Origin of the sequence: Kitasatospora sp. NPDC048545 (assembly GCF_040651155.1) — a bacterium.
Classification (GTDB): domain Bacteria; phylum Actinomycetota; class Actinomycetes; order Streptomycetales; family Streptomycetaceae; genus Kitasatospora.
Window position 1 is genome coordinate 30135 of the sequence record NZ_JBEZIQ010000025.1, and the last position, 16483, is coordinate 46617.

Consider the following 16483-nt stretch of genomic DNA (forward strand, 5'->3'; position numbering starts at 1 on the left):
GAGCTCGCGGCCATGGCAGAACTCGGTACCACCCTCAACGGCCAGCACCAGTCCACCCAGAGCCAGCACCACCACATCACCGCCCACCGCCCCGCGGCCACCCGGCTGCCGTCCGTGCTGATCGCGACCCGGCACGGCGAGTCCACCGCCAACGTCGAGTTCCAGCTGGCCGAGGCCGCCAGCGCGCTCAGCGTCCCGATCAGCTGCCGCGACGCCGACATCCCGCTGTCGCTGCACGGCCGGCAGCAGGCCCAGGCACTCGGCCGCTGGTGGGCCGCCCTGCCCAGCGCCGACCGCCCGCGCAGCGTCTGGTGCTCGCCGTACGTGCGCACCGCCGAGACCGCCAGAATCGCGCTCGCCCAGGCCGCCGGCCTCGGCGCCGTCCCCGTTTCGCTGACCGTCCGCTACGACGAGCGGCTGCGCGACCGCGAACTCGGCGTCCTGGAGATGCTGCCGAAGGCCGCCATCGAGGCCAAGCACCCGGAGGAGGCGGCCCGGCGGCGCAAGATGGGCGAGCTGTACTACCGTCCGCCCGGCGGCGAGTCCTGGGCCGACGTCGCGCTGCGGGTCCGCAGCCTGCTGCGGGACGTCTGCGAGGAGGAGGCCGGCCGGCCCGTCCTGCTGGTCGCGCACGACTGCACGGTGCTCATGCTCCGCTACGCGCTGGACCGGCTCACCGAGGAGCAGCTCATCGCGCTCGGGCCGGTGCACAACTGCTCCACCAGCCTGTGGCGGGCCCAGGACGGGCGGCTGCGACCGGACGGCTGGAACGGCGTCGACCACCTGGCCGCGGAGGCGAACTGACGGTCCACCGGTCCTCCGGTCGGCGCGGTCGGCGCGGTCGGCGCGGTCAGCGCAACGCCGGGTCGGCGAAGCACCGCCGGTAGGCCAGCGGCGTGGTGCCCAGCCGACGGCCGAAGTGGTGCCGCAGGGCGGCCGCGTTGCCGAAGCCGCAGCGGGCGGCGATCGCGTCCACCGGCTCGGTGGTGGACTCCAGCAGCCGCTGGGCGAGCAGCACCCGCTGCCCGACCAGCCAGCGGTGCGGGGTGGTGCCGGTCTCCTGCTGGAAGCGGCGGGCGAAGGTGCGCGGCGACATGTGCGCCCGGGCGGCCAGCTGCTCCACGGTGGCCTCCTCGTCCAGGTGGTGGCGCATCCAGTCGAGCAGCGGTGCCAGGGAGTCGCCGTCGCACTCGGGCAGCGGGCGGTTCACGAACTGGGCCTGCCCGCCCTCCCGGTGCGGTGCCACCACCATCCGGCGGGCGATCTCCCGGGCCACCTCCGCGCCCTGCGCCCGGCGCACCAGGTGCAGGCAGGCGTCGATGCCGGCCGCCGTCCCGGCGGAGGTGATCACCGGGTCGTCGTCCACGTACAGCACGTCCTGCTCGACGGCGGTCCGCGGGAAGCGCGCGGCCAGCTGCTCGCTGTGCCGCCAGTGGGTCGTGGAGCGGCGGCCGTCCAGCAGCCCGGCGGCGCCCAGGACGAAGGCGCCGCTGCAGATGGAGAGCACCCGGCCACCGTCCGCCACCACCCCGCGCAGCGCCGCCAGCAGCGGCTCGGGGTAGCTCTCCCGGATCCGCGCCGCGGTGACCACCACGAGGTCGGCCCCGGCCAGCCGCTCGGGGCCGTGCGGGACGTCCACCGCGAAGCCGGCGTGGGTGGCGTGCGGCCCCGGGCGGGCGCCGGCGATCGCGAAGTCGTAGCCGGGCAGCCCGTCGGCGGTGCGGTCGAGGCCGAACACCTCGCAGGCCACTCCCAGTTCGAAGGGGTGGATCTCCTCCAGCACCACCGCGACCACGTTCTTCAGCATGCCGTCCAGGATGCCCCGGCCGCCCGCCGCGGCGGAAGGTGCCGGGTGGCAGGATTTCGAGGCAATCGGTCATTCCTGCCACTCGTGGCCGTCGCCCCGCCCGGCCAGAGTGGAGCCCATGGACAGCGACACCATCGCCAGCGCACTGGCCCTGGCCGGCACCGTCGGCGGCTTCGGCCTGCTCGGCGTCCTGATCGGCCGCGAGGTCTCCCGCGGCCCGGCAGCCGACCGCGACAACCACCACCGCCCGGGCGGCTACCCGGCCGACCTTGCCCGCCCCGAGCGGCTGTACGGCACCATGCCCGCCGCCTCGCTGCGCCCCTCCGCCGATCCGGCCACCCTCCCGGTCCGTTCGACCCCGGAGCTTCGCACCCCGCACGGCTCCGGCACACTGGCCGCATGGACTACCTCATCCGCCCGGCCCTTCCGGAGGACCTCGAAGACGCCGGCCGCATCACCGTCGACGCCTTCGTCGGCGGCGGCTTCACCTCGCCCGGGAGCAGTTACGTCGAGCTGCTGCGCGACACCGACCGCCGGGCCCGGGAGGCCGAACTCCTGGTCGCGGTCGAGCCGGCCGGCGGACGGGTCCTCGGCTGCGTGACCTTCGCGGTCGGCGGCACCGAGTGGGCGGACATCGCCACCGCGCGCGAGGGCGAGATCCGGATGCTCGCCACCGACACCGCCTCCCGCGGCCGCGGCGTCGGCGAGGCACTGGTGCGCGCCTCGCTCGCCCGCAGCCGCGACCTCGGCCTGGCCGGCATGGCGTTCTCCACCCGCCCCGAGATGACCGCCGCCCACCGCGTCTACGAGCGCGTCGGCTTCCGGCGCACCCCCGAGCGCGACTGGTCGCCGTACCCGGGGATGGACCTGATGGTCTACACCCTGGCGTTCTGAGCGCCCGTCTGCCGCCGTACGCTCCCCCTGACTTGAAATGACCATCGGATCGGCTCGCTGCTAGTATCCGCCGCATGACGACGGGGAGTGCGCCTAGCGGCTGGTACGAGGACCCTTCCGGGCAGCCCAATACGCTGCGCTGGTGGGACGGTTCGACCTGGACCGACAAGGTTCAGGCCAAGCCGGGAGGCGGCAGCGCACCCGCGAGCCCCTTCCCCGGCCACGCCGCGCAGAACGCCGCCGCGCCGACGGCCGTCTCCCCCGCGGTGCCGGCCCCGCAGCCCGCGCCCCCGGTGGCGCCCGCGCCGACGCCGCACGCCGTGCCGGCCCAGGGCGCCGTACCGGCCCCGCAGCTCTCGCCCGGGATGCCGGCCCCCAAGCCGGTCCCCACCTCGGTGGTGTTCGAGACCGTCGAGCCGAACCGCACCAAGCACCGGGTCCTGCTGGGCGTCGGCGCCGTGGTGCTGTCGGTCGCCATGGCGGGAGCCGGCTACGTGGTCGGCCACAAGACCGCCAAGACCGGCCCGGCGAAGGCCGATCCGACCGCGACCGCGGCGGCCGCCGACCCGAAGAGCCCGAACGGCTTCATGGGCACCGCCCTGACCGGCGGCCAGCAGTTCCCGGGCGGACGGCCGATCACCGGCCAGGACTCGAAGATGAACTTCATGCTGCCGCCGGACTGGCAGGTCCAGGTCGACGCCAAGGCGCCGAACGAGGTCCGCTACGCGGTCAACCCGTACGCCTGCGTGGGCCACGGCAGCGGGGCCTGCACCCGGGGCCTGGTCATCCAGAACCTCCGGGTCTTCAACGGCGGCTGGTCCGACTCGAAGTCCCTGGTCCTCGGCATGGGCCAGTTGCTGTACAACACCCGCTACGGATCCGACGCGCCGACGCCGCCGGATCCGGTGAAGCAGTCCGCCGTCAAGATCCAGGGCATGGACGGCTACCTCGCGCTGTGGCACGTCCCGATGTCCAGCGGCTCCTCCACGCCGGACAGCTACTGCGGTGTCCTCGAAGTCACCCCGGCGGCCGGGGCCACCACCGTCCCGGTGCTCCAGATCTGCCTGGACCAGGCGGCGGAGGCACCGTCGCTGGCGCTGATGGACCAGATCGCGAACTCCGTCAAGATCACGCCCTGACGCCGCCGCTCCACCCGCGGGCCCGCCCTCCGCGGAGCCTGCGGGGCCCGGTGCGCCCGGCTGCCGACCCCGGGCCGGGACCGGGCGGCCACGGCCCGTATGCTGGCCGATCGAACGACCATCAGCCAAGCCCATGAGGGGCGCCGACACGCCGCGTTGCCGTCGACCCGACGGCCGGGTGTCCGGTGCCGACGGGCGGTGACAGAGCAGGGAACCAGCGCTCCGGCACGACCGGTCCGCTGTACGGGGGTTGACCGGTGGACTCCACCAACGAGCAGGCAACGAAACGCGGCAACCGGGTGCGCGGACGCCACGGACGCGTCCTGCCCCGGGCCCGGCACGAACGGCGCATCGTCCGCCGCGAGTTGCGCAACTCATCGGCCCAGCGCGCCTACATCGCGTGTGCCGACAGCACCGGCCCACTGAGCGCGGGCGAGGACGGCGCCACCGTCCGGTACCGCTCGGTCTCCTCACGCGGCGTCACGTTCGTGACGACGCTCCTGGTGACCGTCAACGCGCTCGCCGGTCTCGCCTTCGTCGGCTGGCTGCTCCTCCCTGAACACATTCCCGGCTCCGGCGTGGGCTGGTCCCCGGACTGGCGGATCAACCTCGCGCGAATCTGCTTCTGTGCTGTTATCACGGTCGAAGTGATCCGGTTGGTTCAGAACCTCGCCGTCTGGGTCTTCGCGTTCCGCGCCAAGGACCCCGTACCGGTCACCCCGCCGTCCGGCCTGCGGGTCGCCGTGCTCACCACGATCGTGCCCTCCAAGGAGCCGATCGAGATCGTCGAACGCACCCTCGCGGCGATGCTGCGGATCGAGTACGACGGCCAGGTCGACGTCTGGATCCTCGACGAGGGCGACGACGACCGGGTCAAGAAGATGGCCGCCCGGCTCGGCGTCCACCACTTCAGCCGCAAGGGACGCCCGGAGTACAACCAGGCCGAGGGCGAGTTCCGGGCCAAGACCAAGTCCGGCAACCACAACTCCTGGCGGGCCGAGCACGAGCACGGCTACGACGTGGTGGCCCAGATGGACCCGGACCACGTCCCGCTGCCCTGCTTCCTGGAGCGCACCCTCGGCTACTTCCGCGACCCCGACATCGCCTTCGTGGTCGCTCCCCAGGTCTACGGCAACATGTACGACAACTGGGTCGCCCACGGCGCCTCCGTGCAGCAGTACCTGTTCTCCGGCCTGGTCGAGCGCGGCGGCAACGGCATGGACGCGCCGCTGCTGATCGGCACCAACCACCTGTACCGGCCCACCGCCTGGCAGCAGATCGGCGGCTACCAGGACTCGATCATCGAGGACCACCTCACCAGCATGCGGATCCAGGCCTCCGTCAACCCGGGGACCGGCCACCGCTGGAAGGGCGTCTACACCCCCGACGTGCTGGCCGTCGGCGAGGGCCCGACCTCCTGGACCGACTACTTCAACCAGCAGAAGCGCTGGGCGTACGGCATCTGGGAGATCCTGCTCAAGAACCGGCTGCGCTCGGGCATCAAGCTGCGGCTGCGCCAGCGGATTCTCTACGGCCTGGTCCAGTTCTACTACCCGAGCGTGGCGCTCAACACCGTCCTGGGCAGCCTCGCCACCTCCGTCTACCTGGCGCTCGGCATCACCTCCATCCACCTCAACAGCACCCACTGGATGGCCCTGTGGGGCGCCAGCATGGGCAGCTGGCTGGTGCTGTGGCTCTGGTTGCGCCGGTTCAACCTGGCCGCGCACGAGCGCCGCGAGATCGGCATGGCCGGCATGGGGCTGGCCCTGTTCGCCGGCCCGGTCTACGTCGCCGCCGCGATCGCGGCCCTGCTGCGCCGTCCGCTGGCCTACGCCGTCACCGCCAAGGGCGACCTGCGCAGCGCCGAGTCGCTGTCGACGTTCCGGCTGCACCTGCTGTGGGCGGCGGTCGCGGGCGGACTGCTCGGTGCGAGCTTCACGCTGCACCACGACATCTGGATCCTGCGGTTCTGGGCCGGGGTCAGCCTGTTCACCGGCCTCGCACCGCTGGTGATCTCCTTCGTCGGCGCGCGCCGCGAGGCCCGCGCCCAGCGGGCCGCCACCGCCAAGGCCGCCACCGGGGCCGCCACCGGGGCCGCAGAGGCCACCGCCGTTGCCACCGACGCCGCAGAGGCCACCGAGGCCCCCGCGCCCGGGCGACTGCCCGGCCCGCGCACCGACGGGCCCGCCGGAGCCGCCGCCCCGGGAGCCCCCGCCCCCGGACCCCGCGCGGGGCTCGACAAGGACCTCGACAAGGACCTCGACGCCGAGCTGGACGCCGAGCTGGATGCCGAACTCGCCGCCGAGGACGGGTTCGAGGAGCTGCTGGAGCCCGCCCGGGCCGGCCGCCGGAACGAGCGGGAGGCCCGCTGATGCTGCGGATCACCATCCCCCGGATCGCCGCACTGGTCGCCCTCGTCCTGATGGTCGGGTACACCTTCGTGCTCGCTCCCCGGCTCTCCCACGACCGGCACCAGGACCCGTACAGCTTCGCCGGCGCGGCCCCGACCGCGATGCCGAGCTGGCTGACCACCGCCCTGGCCGCGCCGCCGGCCCCCTCCGCCGACCCGGGCGCGACCGCGTCCCCGTCGCCCACCGCGACGCCCCAGCCGCCGCAGTTCCCGCCCGCCGGGGGCGCGTTCACCGGCATCATGACCAAGCCCGGCCCGTACGACCTCGGCCCCCTCGACGAGTTCACCGCTGCCGTCAAGCACCAGCCGAACGTGCTGGAGTTCTCGGTCGGCTGGTGGGACCGGAAGTTCGACCGCCGGGTGTTCGACACCGTCGCCGAGCGCGGCATCATGCCGATGGTCGCCTGGGAGCCCTGGGACTACCGCAAGGAGGCGAAGGAGGACAAGCTCCGCGGCGAGCAGCCGGAGTACGCCCTCTCCAACATCATCGACGGCAGGTTCGACGACTACATCAAGACCTGGGCCGAGGGCGTCAAGGGCCTCGGCTACCCCGTCGCGCTGCGCTTCGCCCACGAGATGAACGGCTACTGGTACCCCTGGGCCGAGCAGTCGAACGGCAACAGGAAGGGCCAGTACGTCCAGGCCTGGCGGCACGTGCACGACATCTTCAAGCAGGTCGGCGCGACCCGGGTCACCTGGGTGTGGAGCCCCAACGTCGACTACGAGAACGCCACCAGCCTGAGCAGCCTCTACCCCGGCGACGACTACGTCGACTGGATCGGCCTGTCCGGCTACTACGGCACCACCGGCGTCGAGAAGTACAAGTCGTTCGACCAGATCTTCCAGCCGACCATCGACCAGATCCGGGCGTTCAGCCGCAAGCCGGTGGTGATCACCGAGACCGGGGCGACCGACACCTCCGGCCTCAAGGCGCAGTGGATCACCGAGATGTTCTCGCAGCTCCCCCAGCACCCGGACATCATCGGCGTGATCTGGTACGAGTCGCGCAAGGAGGTCGACTGGCGGGTGGCCGCGTCCACCGCCGCCTCCGAGGCGTTCGCCGCCGGGGTCGCCGCGCCCCGCTACAACACGCCCTGGACCGTGCACTCGGAGCCCGCGCTGACCGTCGCGCCGCCGACCACGCCCCCCGCTCCGACGTCCGCTCCCCCGGCCACCCCCGGCCCGACGGGCACCGGCGCGGCGAAGCCCCCCGTCAAGAAGCCGACCCCCAGCACGACCCGGCCCCGGTCGGGCTCCACCCCCGCCGGGTGAGCACACCACCGCCCCGGCCCGCGTACCGGCCCACGACACCGCAGCAAGGAGGCGCGAGCCCCGTGCCCCACCCCTTCGCGCCCGGAACCGGGCGCCGCCTCCCGCGCCCCTGGTGGTGGATCGCGCCGACCATCGCGGTCGTGCTGGCCCTGTGCGCGGTGCTGATCCCGCAGGACCGGAAGGAGCCCGCCCGGGCCACCCCGGCCGTCACCCCGCTGCCGGCCGCCACGGCGGGCGAGATCTGCTCCACCGGGGAGAACCGCTACCCCTCCCAGCCCGTCGACTCCGGCCGCTACCTGATCAACCCGAACGAGTGGAACGCCACCGGGGGCCTGTGCATCAGCGCCACCGACGGCGGCACCGGCTTCCGGGTGACCCGCAGCGGCATCGGTCCGGCGAGCCTCACGGACCCGGACCGCGGCCCCGGCGCCTACCCGCACATCAGCACCCAGCTCCAGCCCGGCACCGGTCCGCTGCCCATCGCGGTCGACAACCTGCGGTACGCGACCAGCAGCTGGCGCACCACCCAGGTCGACGGCGGCGTCTACAACGTGTCCTACGACGTCTGGTACAGCACCAGCCGGACCAGCTGCTCCTTCACCGAGAGCGCCGAGCTGATGATCTGGCTGCGGGGCAACGGCAAGACCCCGTTCGGCCGGCAGACCGGCGACCTGCAGGTCGGCGGCACCTCGTACCACGTGTACGAGGCGCCGAAGAAGAGCAGCCACACCCTGATCACCTACGAGATGGCCACCGGCACGACCTCCGTCACCGACCTGGACCTGCGGGCCTTCACCCGTGACGCCGCCCAGCGCGGCTACGTCCCGGCCGGCTCGTACCTGTGCGCCGTCCAGGCCGGGTTCGAGATCTGGGACGGCGGCGCCGGGCTCAGCAGCGACTCCTTCTCGTTCCAGGCCGCCGCCGGGCAGCCGAGCGGCGCGATCACCTCGGCCCTGCCCGGCCTCTGCCTGGACAGCCGGGTGGCGGGCGATCCGGCCGCGATCGGCACCGGCACCTGCGACGGCACGCCCGCGCAGAGCTGGACCATGGGGGACGACGGCTCGATCGGCCAGGGCGGGCGCTGCGTGGAGGATCCGGAGCTCGGTTTCCCCGTCCTCACCGGTTGCACCGCGCGTCCCGACCAGCGCTGGCGGGTGACCGCGACGGGGCAGCTGGCGAACCGGGACACGGGGCGCTGCATCGAGAATCCGGGCGCCGCGCCGGCCGGGGCCGGGCAGGTGCGGATGCGCCCGTGCGAGGCCCGTACGGGCCAGGAATGGCACCCTCCGGCCTGAGCAGTTTATCGCACACACAGTCGAACAATTGTGCTGCGCGACACTACATGTGGGGCTGCATCGGACTCACGCCACTAGATGTATGCTCGTCCCTGCTGTCGATGCAGGGGAACCCGGTGGGAATCCGGGACTGCCCCGCAGCGGTGTGCGGGCGGCTCCACGAGCCGTTCCCGCGAGTCCGAGTACCTGCCGACGGCGTGCCACAGGCCCTCCCGCAGAGGCCGGCAGCACGAGCAGTTTCCTTCCGGGCCTCGCGGGCGGGCCGGGGATGCCACCGTCGCGCGGACGCCGCTTGCGCCCGCGCGCGTGCTCCCCTGCCCCGATCGGTCCGGTACCCCCGATCACCGCCGCCGATCGCCGCCAGGAGAGAGCGCCTTGACCACCGCTGCCTCAGCCACCCTGCCCGCCCAGGGCTCCGGTACCGCCTTCACCGACCCGACGGTTTCCGACCCCGGCGGCGCCCTGCTGCGGCTGCTCACCGACCGCAGTGCCGACCTCACCGAGGTCGACCCCGGCCATGTCGCCGCCGCCGCGCTGCGCGGCCGCCACGCCGGCTCGGACTTCGCCGAGCTGCGCGGGCTGGCCGTGGACGCCGCCGCGTCGATGATCGCCGAGGACCCGCAGTACTCGAAGCTCGCCGCCCGCCTGCTCGCCCTCGAAATCGTCGACGAGGCGAACAGCCAGGGCTCCACGTCCTTCTCCGACTCGATCGCCGTCGGCCACGCCGAGGGCCTGATCGGCGACACCACCGCCGCCTTCGTCGCCAAGCACGCCGCCGCCCTGAACGCGCTGATCGACACCACCGGCGACGACCGCTTCGAGTACTTCGGCCTGCGGACCGTGCAGTCCCGCTACCTGCTGCGCCACCCGATCACCCGCAAGGTGGTCGAGACCCCGCAGCACTTCCTGCTCCGCGTCGCGTGTGGCCTGGCGGTCGGCGACAACGAGCAGTCGGTGCGCGAGGTGGCCGAGCTGTACGGCCTGATGAGCCGCCTGGAGTACCTGACGTCCTCCCCGACGCTCTTCAACTCCGGCACCCGCCACCCGCAGATGTCGAGCTGCTACCTGCTCGACTCCCCGCTGGACAACCTGGACTCGATCTACAACCGCTACGCGCAAATCGCCCGCCTGTCCAAGCACGCCGGCGGCATCGGCCTGTCCTACTCGCGCATCCGCTCGCGCGGCAGCCTGATCCGCGGCACCAACGGCAAGTCCAACGGCATCGTGCCGTTCCTGCGCACCCTCGACTCCTCCGTCGCCGCCGTCAACCAGGGCGGCCGGCGCAAGGGCGCCGCCTGCGTCTACCTGGAGACCTGGCACGCCGACATCGAGGAGTTCCTCGAACTGCGCGACAACACCGGCGAGGAGGCCCGCCGGACCCACAACCTCAACCTGGCGCACTGGATCCCCGACGAGTTCATGCGCCGGGTCAACGCCAACGCGGACTGGTCGCTGTTCTCCCCGGCCGACGTGCCCGAGCTGGTCGACCTGTGGGGCGCCGACTTCGACGAGGCGTACCGCAAGGCCGAGCTGGCCGGCAAGGCCGTCCGCACGATCCCCGCGCAGACCCTGTACGCCCGCATGATGCGCACCCTGGCGCAGACCGGCAACGGCTGGATGACCTTCAAGGACGCCTCCAACCGCGCCGCCAACCAGACCGCGCTGCCGGGCCGGACGGTGCACTCCTCCAACCTGTGCACCGAGATCCTGGAGGTCACGGACGACTCCGAGACCGCCGTCTGCAACCTCGGCTCGGTCAACCTCGGCGCCCACGTCGCCGCCGGCGCCACCGCCGACGACCTGGTCGACGCCATGGACTGGGAGCGGCTGGACGCCACCGTGCGCACCGCCGTCACCTTCCTCGACCGCGTGGTGGACATCAACTTCTACCCGACCGTCGAGGCCGGCGCCTCCAACTCCCGCTGGCGCCCGGTCGGCCTCGGCGTGATGGGCCTGCAGGACGTCTTCTTCAAGCTGCGGCTGGACTTCGACTCCGCCGAGGCGAAGACCCTCTCCACCCTCATCGCCGAGCGCATCATGCTCACCGCGTACGAGCGCTCCGCCGACCTGGCCGAGCAGCTGGGCCGCCACGAGGCATACGGCGAGACCCGCGCCGCCCGCGGCGAGCTGCACATCGACCACTTCCCGACGGCCGCCCCGCAGTGGGCCGACCGCTGGACCGCGCTGCGCGCCCGCATCGCCGAGACCGGCCTGCGCAACTCGCTGCTGCTGGCCATCGCGCCGACCGCGACCATCGCGTCCATCGCCGGTGTGTACGAGTGCATCGAGCCGCAGGTGTCCAACCTGTTCAAGCGCGAGACGCTGAGCGGCGAGTTCCTCCAGGTCAACCCGTACCTGGTGCGCGAGCTCAAGGAGCTCGGCGTCTGGGACCAGCAGACCCGCGACTCGCTGCGCGACGCCAACGGCTCGGTGCAGGAGCTGAACTGGCTGCCGGCCGAGGTCCGTTCGCTGTACCGCACCGCGTGGGAGCTGCCGCAGCGCGCGCTGATCGACCTGGCCGCGGCCCGCATGCCGTACCTGGACCAGAGCCAGTCGCTGAACCTCTTCATGGCGGCGCCGACCATCGGCAAGCTCAGCTCGATGTACGCCTACGCGTGGAAGGTCGGTCTGAAGACCACCTACTACCTGCGTTCGCGCCCGGCCACCCGCATCGCCCAGGCCGCCTCCGGCACCGCCCGCGCGGCCGTGCCCGTGTCCGCCGAGACGATCCCGGTGGGCACCCCCGCCCTCACCCCGGAGCAGGAAGCCGCGCTGGCCTGCTCCCTGGAGAACCCCGAGTCCTGCGAGGCCTGCCAGTGAGCACCCCCGAAGACCGCAAGATGCTGCTCGACCCCGGCTTCGAGCTGACCCTGCGCCCGATGCGCTACCCGTCGTTCTACGACCGGTACCGGGACGCGATCAAGAACACCTGGACCGTCGAGGAGGTGGACCTGCACTCGGACGTCGCCGACCTGGCGAAGCTGAGCGAGGGCGAGCGCCACCTGATCGGCCGCCTCGTGGCGTTCTTCGCGACCGGCGACTCGATCGTCGCGAACAACGTCGTGCTGAGCCTCTACAAGCACATCAACTCCCCGGAGGCGCGCCTGTACCTGTCGCGCCAGCTGTTCGAGGAGGCCGTGCACGTCCAGTTCTACCTGACGCTGCTGGACACCTACCTTCCGGACCCGGAGGACCGCAACGCGGCCTTCGCCGCGGTGGAGAACATCCCCTCCATCCACCAGAAGGCCCAGTTCTGCTTCAAGTACATGAACGCGGTCGACCACATCGACTCGCTGCAGACCAAGGAGGACCGCCGCGCGTTCCTCCTGAACCTGATCTGCTTCGCGGCGTGCGTCGAGGGCCTGTTCTTCTACGGCGCGTTCGCCTACGTGTACTGGTTCCGCAGCCGCGGCCTGCTGCACGGCCTGGCGACCGGCACCAACTGGGTGTTCCGCGACGAGTCCATGCACATGGACTTCGCCATGTCGGTCGTGGACACCGTGCGCGAGGAGGAGCCCGACCTCTTCGACGACGACATGGCCAAGCAGGTCACGGAGATGCTGGAGGAGGCCGTCGAGGCCGAGCTCCAGTTCGCCCAGGACCTGTGCGGTGACGGCCTGGCCGGCATGAACACCGACTCCATGCGCCAGTACCTGGAGGCCGTCGCCGACCAGCGCCTGGCCCGCCTGGGCATGCCGATCCGCTACGGGTCGACCAACCCGTTCGGCTTCATGGAGCTCCAGAACGTCCAGGAGCTGACCAACTTCTTCGAGCGCCGCGTGTCGGCGTACCAGGTCGCGGTCGAGGGCTCGGTGTCCTTCGACGACGACTTCTAAGTCGAGATCGTTCAGCAACAGCGGAGCTGCCGTGACGGCGGCTCCGCTGTCTGCCACCCGGTGTTCAGGAGTAGCCCAGGCATGCCCAAGCTCCAACAGCGTGTGATCGACGGCCCGTTCGGGCCGATACAGCTCAGCCACGACCGCTGGCCGTCCGTCGTGGCGCGGATCCAGGGGGCGGGGATGCCCACCGTCACGGTGGTGCCCGGCCGCGACCACGGCGCGCTGAACATCAACGGCCACAGCATCCCGACCAGCCGGAAGTCCCGCACCCGCAAGGCAGTTCTGGGCGACCGCACCTACGAGCTGAGGTCGACCGGCCTCCGCCGCGCCGAACTGCGCCGCAACGGCACCCTCATCGCCCACGCGCACGGATCGTTCCGTTCGTACGCCCCGGGGAGCACCATCCCCGGCCTCGACGCGAGGATCACCTGGTCCCAGGGCATCGACCCGACGGATGTCGCGGTCGGCCAGGCCATGGTCGTCGGCTTCGGCGCCGGCGCCCCGGGTGCGGTCCTGCGGACCGTCCTCTTCTGGGTCGACAACCTCACCTGAGCGAACAGTGGTGCCCCGCACGGCCACAGCCCGTGCGGGGCACCACTGTTGATTCAGTCGGTCCTCGACCAGCCGGCCCGGGCCTCCGACGTGGCCTGGTCCCGCTGGGTGTCCGACAGCCGGTGGGCGGGCCACTACGTGATCGTGTGCCCCGACAGGACCTGGCCGCGCTTGCCCTGCCCGACCGGGCAGCCCGCTCAGTAGTTCATGGTGTAGGTCCAGTCACCCCGCAGGGCCCCGCACATCCCGTCGAGGGCCTGCCGGTTGAAGGCCCGGACGCAGATCCAGCCCAGCTGGACGTCGGGGTCCGTCCGGTCGACACAGACGAGCACGTCCGGCCCCGCGTACCACCGGCAGCCGTCCTCCTCCGGCCCATCCTCGAAGGGCGGCATCGGGGTGAGTTCCCGCTCCACGCGTTCGAGGTCGCCGGGCATCATCTCCCGACGCATCCCGCCCATGTCGTCGCAGAGGAGGTTCCCGTTCAGCACCGACTCCACGAAGGCGGCGGAGAAGCGGTCGGCCATCGGCTGCCAGACGGCTGCCACAGGGTCGCCCGGGGTCGCGTCGGTCACCAGAGGCGGGTCGTCGTCGACGGCCTGTGCGACCGGGATCCCGACCGCCCAGTACCAGTACCTCTCGGCCAGGAAGACGAGGACCCCGTCCTCCACCTCCACGTCCTCCAGCGGGATCCACTGTTCCTGGCCCCCGAACAGATCGAACCGCCGCCCGAACCTCCCGTACGCCTCCCTCAGCGCGTCGGGCAGCCGCAGGCCGAGGCGCTGCTCGGCGGCGGCGAGCTCCTCCTCCGTGCAACCGTCCGTCGCCTCGACCGGTGCTCCGAGATGTGTGGCGAACCGTTCGACGAACCGCCAGGCGGCGGCCGGGCCGGCGAGCGAGGAGGCCAACTCGGTTGGAAGATCGAATGTCCTGGGCACCCCGGTACGGTACCCGGGTACCACGACACCGTCCGGACCGCCCGAGGCGGCGGCCGGCCACACCTCCTCCGGCAGCTCCCCCGCCCCGCCCGTCCGGATGAACTCCGAGGCCACACCGACATTCCGCGCCTACGGACGACCGCGCCCCGGTTACCGTCCGGCGCACGGCCGAACGAGCACGCCGAACGAAAGGGGCCCACCGTGACGACCGGAATCCTGGACTACGAGAGCGACGCGATCGTCCAGCTCATGAGCATGGCCGAGGAGGACTGGACGGAGCAGGAGCTCAAGGACGCGCTGCAGCGGGCGATCATGCTTGAGCTCTCCACCATCCCGCCCTACGCCACCGCCCTCTGGTCGATCACCGACCCCGACAACAGCAAGCCGGTCCGCCACACCATCCGCGAGATCGTCTTCGACGAGATGTCGCACTTCGGCCTGGTCTGCAACATGCTCACCAGCATCGGCGGCACGGTCGTCCTCACCGATCCGGCCACCGTGCCCAAGTACCCCGGCGAGCTGCCCGGCGGGGTCAACCCGGGGCTGGAGGTCTTCCTCAGCGGGCTGACCCGCGAGTCGGCCGGCCTGTTCTCGGACATCGAGAAGCCGGAGAACCCGCTCGCCTTCGCCGCCGACGGCAACACCATCGGCGCCTTCTACCAGCGCATCGCGAACGTCTTCCCGGACTTCGCCCACCTGCTGACCGGACGCAACCAGGTGACCTTCCCGCTCGGGTCGGGCCACGGCGTCGGCAACGACATCGTCGCCATGAACACCATCGACGACGTACTGAAGGCGATCGACGTCATCCGGGCGCAGGGCGAGGGCACCGACGCCTCCCCGGACAACCCGTTCCCCGGCAACCCGGGCGAACTCGCCCACTACTACGCGTTCAAGGAGATCGCCGTCGGCAGGAAGCTCGTCTTCGACGAGCAGACCGGGACGTACGAGTTCGCCGGCCCCGACCTCCCGCTGCCGGACGCCTCACCGGTCGCCCGGGTCCCCGCCGGCGGCTGGGCCGACTCCCCCGGCAACGAGCCCGACCCGGCCACCGCGGCCCTGCTGCACGACTTCAACACCACCTACAGCGAGATGCTGCGCGCCCTCGAAGCGGCGTGGGGCGGCAACGGGAACTCGCTCTTCGACGCGATCGGGCACATGAGCGACCTGGGCGGCACCGCACGGCAGTTGAACGCCGTGAAGCTCCCCGCCGACCCCCGCTTCACCTACGGCCCGGAGTGGCTCTTCCTCCCGTAGCCGACGGTCCGGGGGCCGGTGCCCACCGCCCGCACCGCCGCCCGCACCGCCGCCCGCACCGAGCCCGTTCCGGGCACTGCCTCCGTGGGCTCCGGGCCCGGTAGCCTTCGGCACCAGGCCGGTTCCGCCGGGTCGGCCTCCTCGGGCCCGACCACCCGGGCCACCGGCACCCGGCACCCGGCACCCGGCACCCGGCACCCGGCCCATGACCTCGGCGATCCTCCGCGTGTTCCCGTGCGACACGGAGGCACACACGATGACGGTCCTCATGACGGTTCTCCTTCCGTTCGGTCACTCCCGACGGTCGGACCGGACACGGCGCGAGAACGTGACACCGCCGGCCCGGAAACGCCGGAGGCCGGTGCGGACCTGTCCGCACCGGCCTCCGGCGACTACCGCCGTACCGTCACGCGTTCGGCACGGTCGCGTACTTCGGCGTGCCCTCGGCCATCTGCTTGAGCGCGTCCTTGCGGTCGCGCTTGGACAGCTTGTCGATGTAGAGGGTCCCGTACAGGTGGTCGGTCTCGTGCAGCAGGCAGCGGGCGAAGAAGCCGGTGCCCTCGACGCGGATCGGCTTGCCGTCCTTGTCGACGCCGGTCACCGCGGCGTAGTCCGGGCGCGGCAGCTCGGCGTACGCGGTCGGGACGGACAGGCAGCCCTCGTTGCCGTCGTCGAGCACCCGACGGCGGTCGGCCGGGTAGTCCTCCGGCTTCGGGTTGATCACGTGGCCGATGTGGCGCACGCCCTCGTCGTCCGGGCAGTCGTAGACGAAGACCTTGAGGTCCACGCCGATCTGGTTGGCGGCGAGGCCGACGCCCTCGGCGGCGTACATGGACTGGAACATGTCGTCGATCAACGCGGAGAGCTCGCCGTCGAAGGCGGTGACGTCCTTGACCTCGCGGTGCAGGACGGGGTTGCCGACGACGGTGATCGGGCGGGCGGTGCCCTTGCCGAGGTCGGGCTCCTCACCGATCACCTTCACAGGAGCCTCGGGCGCCGCCCCCTCCACGTCGTGCTCGTGCTCGTGCTGCTCGGCCTGCTCCGCCATGTCTTCCGCTTCCATAGGTCCTACGCGTACCTCAC

At 72.0% G+C, this 16483-nt stretch carries 13 protein-coding genes and 1 riboswitch; of the genes, 10 read left to right on the forward strand and 3 right to left on the reverse strand.

Annotated elements, in window-relative coordinates; genetic code table 11:
• Positions 1 to 12: 12 nt before the first annotated feature.
• Positions 13 to 804: a histidine phosphatase family protein gene (locus tag AB0D10_RS23265; protein WP_360259445.1), complete on the forward strand. Its 792-nt coding sequence runs from the start codon at positions 13 to 15 to the stop codon at positions 802 to 804.
• 46 nt (positions 805 to 850) lie between these two features.
• Here the strand turns inward: AB0D10_RS23265 and AB0D10_RS23270 are convergent, their stop codons facing one another.
• Positions 851 to 1807, reverse strand: a complete 957-nt coding sequence (locus AB0D10_RS23270; protein WP_360259448.1) for a helix-turn-helix domain-containing protein — start codon at positions 1805 to 1807, stop codon at positions 851 to 853.
• A 399-nt stretch (positions 1808 to 2206) separates the two neighbouring features.
• Here AB0D10_RS23270 and AB0D10_RS23275 point away from each other — a divergent pair, with 399 nt between their 5' ends.
• The 8 genes from AB0D10_RS23275 to AB0D10_RS23310 all read left to right on the forward strand — a co-directional run bounded on the left by AB0D10_RS23275 (position 2207) and on the right by AB0D10_RS23310 (position 13208).
• Positions 2207 to 2701: an N-acetyltransferase gene (locus AB0D10_RS23275; protein WP_360259450.1), complete on the forward strand. Its 495-nt coding sequence runs from the start codon at positions 2207 to 2209 to the stop codon at positions 2699 to 2701.
• Between the two features lie 74 nt (positions 2702 to 2775).
• Positions 2776 to 3840 carry a DUF2510 domain-containing protein gene (locus tag AB0D10_RS23280; protein WP_360259453.1) on the forward strand — a complete coding sequence of 355 codons (1065 nt, stop codon included), beginning with the start codon at positions 2776 to 2778 and terminating at the stop codon, positions 3838 to 3840.
• A 257-nt stretch (positions 3841 to 4097) separates the two neighbouring features.
• The gene (locus AB0D10_RS23285) at positions 4098 to 6212 is read left to right on the forward strand and encodes a glycosyltransferase (RefSeq protein WP_360259455.1); all 2115 of its coding nucleotides are present in this window, start codon (positions 4098 to 4100) and stop codon (positions 6210 to 6212) included.
• Positions 6212 to 7522 carry a glycosyl hydrolase gene (locus AB0D10_RS23290; RefSeq protein ID WP_360259457.1) on the forward strand — a complete coding sequence of 437 codons (1311 nt, stop codon included), beginning with the start codon at positions 6212 to 6214 and terminating at the stop codon, positions 7520 to 7522. Before AB0D10_RS23285 ends, AB0D10_RS23290 begins: the two co-directional genes overlap by 1 nt.
• A 62-nt stretch (positions 7523 to 7584) precedes the next feature.
• Positions 7585 to 8817, forward strand: coding sequence for a ricin-type beta-trefoil lectin domain protein (locus AB0D10_RS23295; protein ID WP_360259459.1), 1233 nt, complete (start codon positions 7585 to 7587; stop codon positions 8815 to 8817).
• Between the two features lie 65 nt (positions 8818 to 8882).
• Positions 8883 to 9026, forward strand: a riboswitch (cobalamin riboswitch).
• A gap of 190 nt (positions 9027 to 9216) precedes the next feature.
• Positions 9217 to 11637, forward strand: a complete 2421-nt coding sequence (locus AB0D10_RS23300; protein WP_360259634.1) for a ribonucleoside-diphosphate reductase subunit alpha — start codon at positions 9217 to 9219, stop codon at positions 11635 to 11637.
• 20 nt (positions 11638 to 11657) lie between these two features.
• Positions 11658 to 12653 (forward strand): ribonucleotide-diphosphate reductase subunit beta, encoded by a 996-nt coding sequence (locus AB0D10_RS23305; protein WP_360259637.1) that lies wholly within the window; start codon positions 11658 to 11660, stop codon positions 12651 to 12653.
• An 81-nt stretch (positions 12654 to 12734) separates the two neighbouring features.
• Positions 12735 to 13208 carry a hypothetical protein gene (locus AB0D10_RS23310; protein ID WP_360259462.1) on the forward strand — a complete coding sequence of 158 codons (474 nt, stop codon included), beginning with the start codon at positions 12735 to 12737 and terminating at the stop codon, positions 13206 to 13208.
• 197 nt (positions 13209 to 13405) lie between these two features.
• Here AB0D10_RS23310 and AB0D10_RS23315 read toward each other — a convergent pair whose 3' ends face one another.
• Entirely contained in the window at positions 13406 to 14143 is a 738-nt protein-coding gene (locus tag AB0D10_RS23315; protein WP_360259464.1) for an SMI1/KNR4 family protein, read from the reverse strand.
• A gap of 201 nt (positions 14144 to 14344) precedes the next feature.
• Here AB0D10_RS23315 and AB0D10_RS23320 point away from each other — a divergent pair, with 201 nt between their 5' ends.
• Positions 14345 to 15400 carry a ferritin-like protein gene (locus tag AB0D10_RS23320; RefSeq protein ID WP_360259466.1) on the forward strand — a complete coding sequence of 352 codons (1056 nt, stop codon included), beginning with the start codon at positions 14345 to 14347 and terminating at the stop codon, positions 15398 to 15400.
• Positions 15401 to 15806: 406 nt separating this feature from the next.
• Here the strand turns inward: AB0D10_RS23320 and def are convergent, their stop codons facing one another.
• Complete coding sequence (gene def, locus AB0D10_RS23325) at positions 15807 to 16448, reverse strand: peptide deformylase (protein ID WP_360259469.1); 642 nt, start codon at positions 16446 to 16448, stop codon at positions 15807 to 15809.
• Between the last annotated feature and the right edge of the window lie 35 nt (positions 16449 to 16483).